This window comes from Kitasatospora sp. NPDC091257, from assembly GCF_044757675.1.
GTDB lineage: Bacteria > Actinomycetota > Actinomycetes > Streptomycetales > Streptomycetaceae > Kitasatospora > Kitasatospora lactacystinica.
The window spans coordinates 1-5,538 of the sequence record NZ_JBIVVI010000599.1 but is presented as its reverse complement, the minus strand read 5'-3'; the positions used below and the strand labels follow the sequence as shown (position 1 = coordinate 5,538).

General features: G+C 74.8%; 6 protein-coding genes. 3 read left to right on the top strand and 3 right to left on the bottom strand.

The genetic code is table 11. The features are described from left to right. Nucleotides 1-105 precede the first annotated feature (105 nt). Together ACIQOV_RS25235 and lysA are read right to left on the bottom strand one after the other, a co-directional pair. The gene (locus ACIQOV_RS25235) at nt 106-1,032 is read right to left on the bottom strand and encodes a LysR family transcriptional regulator (RefSeq protein ID WP_401052081.1); all 927 of its coding nucleotides are present in this window, start codon (nt 1,030-1,032) and stop codon (nt 106-108) included. Between the two features lie 9 nt (nt 1,033-1,041). Next, nucleotides 1,042-2,397 (bottom strand): diaminopimelate decarboxylase, encoded by a 1,356-nt coding sequence (gene lysA, locus ACIQOV_RS25230; RefSeq protein WP_401052079.1) that lies wholly within the window; start codon nt 2,395-2,397, stop codon nt 1,042-1,044. A gap of 171 nt (nt 2,398-2,568) precedes the next feature. On the opposite strand from lysA, the gene ACIQOV_RS25225 reads away from it, so the two are divergent. From ACIQOV_RS25225 to ACIQOV_RS25215, 3 genes are all read left to right on the top strand, one after another. Next, nucleotides 2,569-3,240: a GntR family transcriptional regulator gene (locus ACIQOV_RS25225; RefSeq protein ID WP_401052076.1), complete on the top strand. Its 672-nt coding sequence runs from the start codon at nt 2,569-2,571 to the stop codon at nt 3,238-3,240. 88 nt (nt 3,241-3,328) lie between these two features. Next, nucleotides 3,329-4,588 carry an MFS transporter gene (locus ACIQOV_RS25220; RefSeq protein ID WP_401052073.1) on the top strand — a complete coding sequence of 420 codons (1,260 nt, stop codon included), beginning with the start codon at nt 3,329-3,331 and terminating at the stop codon, nt 4,586-4,588. A 164-nt stretch (nt 4,589-4,752) separates the two neighbouring features. Next, entirely contained in the window at nt 4,753-5,322 is a 570-nt protein-coding gene (locus ACIQOV_RS25215) for a Uma2 family endonuclease (protein WP_401052071.1), read from the top strand. A 7-nt stretch (nt 5,323-5,329) separates the two neighbouring features. On the opposite strand, the gene ACIQOV_RS25210 is transcribed toward ACIQOV_RS25215, so the two are convergent. Continuing rightward, nucleotides 5,330-5,538 (bottom strand): hypothetical protein (locus ACIQOV_RS25210; protein WP_401052069.1); only part of this gene is annotated, 209 nt, incomplete at its 5' end.

Here is a 5,538-nt window from a genome sequence, read left to right as displayed (position 1 = left end):
CCCTCGGTGGACGGGTGCCGGCGGGTGCAGCATGGCACAGCCGCGGCCCGCCGCACAGAGCCGGGAGCCTGCGGGCCGTGGGGGAACTCAGTCCGTGCGGGGCGCTCAGGCGCCCCACCGCATGTCCAGCAGCGACCTGATCTCCCCGGCGGCGGAGCCGAGTTCGGCGAGGAAGGCGCGCAGCACCGGATTGCGGTTGGTGGGCCGGGTGGCCACCCCGATCCGGCGGTACAGCTGCGGATGGTCCAGCCGGCACACGTGCACCCCGGCGCTGTCGGCCAGGCCGAGCGCCGGGATCAGCGCGACGCCCATGCCGGCCCGCGCGAGGTTGATGGTCACCTGGTAGTGGTCGCTGCGGCAGCGCACCCGGGGACGGAACCCCTCGGCGGCGCAGGCGCGTTCGAGCACCGGCTCCCCGGTGCTGCCGCCGTGGGTGCCGATCCAGCTCTCGCCCTCCAGCTCGGCCAGCCGCACCACCGAGCGCCGCCCGAGCCGGTGCCGCAGCGGCACCACGACCACCTGCGGCTCGTCGAAGTACATCCGCACGTCCACCGCCGCCCGGCGGCACCACGGGTCCAGCGGGTGCTCGAAGACGACGGCCGCGTCCAGCCGGCCGGCCTCCAGGTCCGGGACCAGCTCGTGCGGCTGGCCCATGATGAGTTCCAGCTCCACCTGCGGGTGCCCGGCGGCGAACGCGGCCAGCGCCCGTGGCAGCAGGTCCAGCCCGGCGGAGGCGAAGAAGCCGATCCGCAGCACGCCGGCCGCGGCCTGGGCGTGCGCCCGCAGGTCGTCCTGGGCGACGGCCATCAGATCGGCGATCGCCTGGGCGTGCTCGGCCAGCCGGACACCCGCGGGCGTCAGGCGCAGGGACTGCGGGGCCCGTTCCACCAGCGCGACACCCAGCTCCTGCTCCAGACGGGCGAGCTGGTGCGAGATGGCGGACGGGCTCAGGTGCAGGGCCTGTGCCGCGGCCACGATGGTGCCCCGGCGGGCGATCTCCAGGAGGACGTGCAGTCGGGCGCTGTTCAGCATCGGCCCAGGTTAGGCCGTGTGCGCCGGGAGTGCGGCCACCGGTTCCCCGGTCGGTCGCGCCGTCCCGTCGGCGGCGGTGTCCAGCCGGAGCAGGTCGTGCTCGGTCTCCCGGCGCACCACCACGCGGGCCTCGCCGTCGCGGACGAAGACCACGGCGGGCCGCGGCAGCTTGTTGTAGTTGGACGCCATGGCGTAGCCGTAGGCGCCGGTCACCGGGGTGGCCAGCAGGTCGCCGACCCGGAGGTCGACGGGGAGCGCGGCGTCGTCGATGATCACGTCGCCGCTCTCGCAATGCTTGCCGACCAGCCGGGCGCGCCGCGGGCGGGGCGCCTCGGGGCAGCGCGGCAGGAAGGCCTCGTAGCGGGCGCCGTACAGCGCGGGGCGCAGGTTGTCGCTCATCCCGCCGTCCACGCTGACGTAGGTGCGCACGTCCTCGATCCGCTTGACGGTGCCGACCCGGTACAGGGTCAGCCCGGCCCGGGCGGCTATCGACCGGCCGGGCTCGACGCCCACCGGGCCGTTCCAGCCGGCGCCGCGCACCGCCGCGCGGACCCGTTCGGCCCAGTCCGCGAAGGAGGGGGCGCTCTGCCCGCCCAGGTACGCCACGCCCAGGCCGCCGCCGACGGTCAGCCGGCGCAGGCCGTGCTCCACCGCGAACCGGGCCACCGCGGCGGCGCCGTCGGCCAGCTCGGCCGGGTCCAGCACCTGGGACCCGACGTGGGCGTGGACGCCCTCCAGCCGTACGGCGGCGGAGGCCCCGGCCCGGCGCACCGCGGCCTCGGCGGCGCCGCCGGCCAGGCCGAAGCCGAACTTGGAGTCGTGGCCGCCGGTGCGGATGGCCTGGTGGGCGCCGGCCGCGACCCCGGGCGCCACCCGCAGCTGGATCCGGGCCGGGGGCAGGCCCTCCTCGTGGTGCAGCCGTTCGATCCGGTCCAGTTCGTCGAAGCTGTCCACCACGATGTGGCGCAGGCCGACGGTGAGCGCGGTGCGCAGCTCGGCCTCGTCCTTGTTGTTGCCGTGCAGCACGATCCGGTCCGGGTCTACCCCGGCGTACAGGGCGGTGCGCAGCTCGCCGCCGGAGGCGACGTCCAGCAGCAGACCCTCCTCGGCGGCCAGGCGGGCCATCGCGGTGCACAGGAAGGCCTTGGAGGCGTAGGCGACGTTGCCCCGGCCGAAGGCGGCCACCGCCTCGCGGCAGCGGCGGCGCAGGTGCTCCTCGTCGTAGACGAACAGCGGCGTGCCGTACCGGCGGGCCGCCTCGTCCAGGAGCACCCCGCCGACGGACAGGCCCTCGGGGCGGAACTCGGCGGTGAGCGGCAGCAGGCCCGGGTCGACGGGCGACAGGGCTGGCGACACAGGGGACACGGCTTCCTCCCGAGGAGCTGGTTGGCCCCGCCCATCCTCGGTCCTGCGGAGGGGGTGAGAAAGCGCATTCTTCCGGCCCTGAGCAGTACGGAAACCGATGCTCCGTCCTGCGGACGGCCCTGTCCCAGGTGTTGCATCTAAGCTTGCATCTATGGTGCTACGGTGTGGTCCATGGCCGACACCCCGCCTCCCGCCCGCGTCCCGGTCCCCGCCCGCGTTCCGGCCGCGGACCGCGCGTACGAACTGACCAAGGACCTCATCCTCGGCGGCGGCCTCCCCGGCGGGACGCTGATCAGCGAGGGCGAGATCGCCGAGCGCACCTCGCTCAGCCGCACCCCGGTCCGGGAGGCCTTCCTGCGGCTCCAGGCCGAAGGACTGCTCCAGCTCTTCCCCAAGCGCGGAGCCGTCGTGGTGCCGGTCGGGCCCGGCGAGGCCGAGGACGTGCTGGAGCTGCGCGAGGCGCTGGAGAGCACCGCGGTAGGCCGGATCACCCGCCGCGCCGAGCCGCTCGACGACCTGCTGCGGCAGCTGACCGACCTGATCGACCAGCAGCGCGAACCCGCCCGCCGGGCCGACCTCGGCGCCTTCGCCGACGCCGACGAGGCCTTCCACCGGGGCATCGTGACGGCCTCCGGCAACGCGCTCGCCGAGCGCTTCTACGAGACGCTGCGCGACCGCCAGCGGCGGATGGCCGTGCAACTGCTCCAGGTGCGGCCGGAGCGGCGGCCGCAGCGGCTGGCCGCGCTGGTCGAGGAGCACGCCGCGCTGGTCGAGCGCATCGCGGCCCGCGACGCCGCCGGCTTCACCGAGGCGCTGCGCGCCCACCTGGACGCGCACCGCTGAGCCACTCCTCCCTCCTCCTCCCGCGCGGCGACGGCCGCGCACCCCGACGGACCGCCGGGACCACCATCCGACAAGGAGCAGCACCACCATGAGCACCACCCGGCCACCGTCCGCCGGTCCCGTCGCGCCCACCGGTCGGGGGAGGCCCTGGCTGGTCGCGGCCCTGGCCATGCTCTGTTGCGGCTGGGGCGGCAACCAGTTCACCCCGCTGCTGCTGATGTACCGCCACCTCGGCGGCTACTCCGAGGTCACCGTCGACGCCTTCCTGGGGGCCTACGTCCTCGGGCTGGTCCCCGGACTGCTGGTCGGCGGCGCGGCCTCGGACCGCTACGGGCGCCGTCCGCTGATGATCGGCGCGGTCGTCGCCTCGCTCGCCGCCAGCGGTGTGCTGTGCGGCGGCGTCACGGGTGAACTCCCCATCTACGCCGGGCGGTTCCTCACCGGTACAGCCGTCGGCATCGCGATGGCCGTCGGCACCAGCTGGGTCAAGGAGCTCTCCCAGGCCCCGCACGACCCGGCCGCCGACCAGGGCGCCGGAGCCCGCCGCGCCTCCCTCGCCCTCACCGTCGGCTTCGGCCTCGGCGCCGGCGTGGCCGGCGCGCTCGCCCAGTGGGGCCCCTGGCCGATGGTCACCCCGTACCTCGCCCACCTGCTGGTCACCCTGCCCGCGCTGTTCCTGCTCCCGAAGGCCGTCGAGACCCGGGCCCGCTCGGCCGCCGTCCGCAGCCTCTGGGCCGACCTCAAGGTCCCGGCGGCCGGGCACCGGCGCTTCCTGCGGGTGGTCCTGCCGATGGCCCCGTGGGTGTTCGGCTCGGCCGGCGTCGCGTACGCGGTGACCCCGCAGCTGGTCGGCGACCGGCTCGGCGACTGGTCGCTGGCCTACGCGACCCTGCTGACCGTCCTCACCCTCGGCACCGGCGCCCTGGTCCAGCCCCTCGCCAAGCGCCTGGACTCGCTGAACTCGGCGCGCGGCGTCGTCGTCTCCATGGTGCTGATGGCCTGCGGCATGGCCGTCTGCGCCGGCGACGCGGCGGTGCGCTCCCCGCTGCTCGGCCTCGGCGGGGCGGTCCTCCTCGGTGCCGCCTACGGCATCGGCGTCGTCTCCGGCCTGCTGGAGATCCAGCGCCTCGTCACCCCCGACGACGTGGCCGGCATCACCGGCGTCTACTACGCCCTCTGCTACTCCGGCTTCCTGCTGCCCGCCGTGCTCGCGGCGCTCTCCTCCGTGGCCTCCTACACCGTGATGCTCTCGGCGGTGACCGCCTTCGCCCTCGCCAGCCTCGCCGTGATCGCCTTCTCCTCCCGCCGCACCGCCCCCGCCCCGATCCCGGCGGAAGCCTCCCGCTGACCGTCGGTCTCGTGCCTCCCCGCCCGCTCCCGGGCGGGGAGGCAGAATGCTCTGCGAACCGGTCCTGTTGCGAGCGCGAACGGTCAGTGCGCGTCCAATGCCGGTCGACGAGCGGGGCGGCCGCATGATCCGGGGGAGAATCGCACGACGGAAGGAGACGCGTTGTGAGTACGGCACCCCAGGTCCCCGGTGACTACAGCACCGTCAGCGACCCCGAGCGGGCACTGAAGTACGCGATCCGGCACATCGCGGGCGACCGCACCGAGATCATCGAGGGAGTCATCACCCCCATGTCGCCGTCATGGGCGCACGAGTCCGCCGCCGAGATCGTCCGCCGCCAGCTCGGCCCCCGCATGGACCAGCTCGACCTGGTGTCCGGGTCCGGCAACCTCGACCTGCCGGGCAGCGAGAACTGGTACATCCCGGACCTGGCCGTCGTGCCGGCCGAACTCGCCCTGAAGACCGAAGGCGCACTGCTGCCCGACCAGACCTTCCTGATCGTCGAGGTCAGTTCACCGTCCAACGCGGAGACCGACCGCGTCGTCAAGCGCCGTCGTTACGGCCAGTACGGCGCTCCGCTCTACCTCCTGGTCGACCGCCAGAACCGCAGCTGCACCCTGTACAGCGAGCCGACCCGGCTCGGTTACGCCGCGGAGAGCGGCCCGTACCCGTTCGGCGCGCCCGTGCGCCTTCCGGCGCCCTTCGACCTCGACCTCGACACCACCCGCCTGTAGCCGTTCGTCAGACCCTGGCGTCGTCCTTGGGGCGGGCGTGGGCGGGGAGGCCGTTGGCGAGGTCCTCGACCAGGAGGCGCCAGGCGATGGCGTCGGCGGCGGCGCGCAGTTGGGGGCTGCGGGGGCGGCCGGCGTCGGCGTCGAGGCGGGCGTTGAGCCAGTCGGACCAGGCGTGGGCGAGGGTGCGGACCTCGTGGGTGCCGGCCTCGGTGGGGG

Excerpts from the sequence above, each read along its gene's own strand:
- ACIQOV_RS25235 (WP_401052081.1), bottom strand. The coding sequence starts at position 1,032 with ATGCTGAACAGCGCCCGACTGCACGTCCTCCTGGAGATCGCCCGCCGG.
- ACIQOV_RS25225 (WP_401052076.1), top strand. The coding sequence starts at position 2,569 with ATGGCCGACACCCCGCCTCCCGCCCGCGTCCCGGTCCCCGCCCGCGTT.
- ACIQOV_RS25220 (WP_401052073.1), top strand. The coding sequence starts at position 3,329 with ATGAGCACCACCCGGCCACCGTCCGCCGGTCCCGTCGCGCCCACCGGT.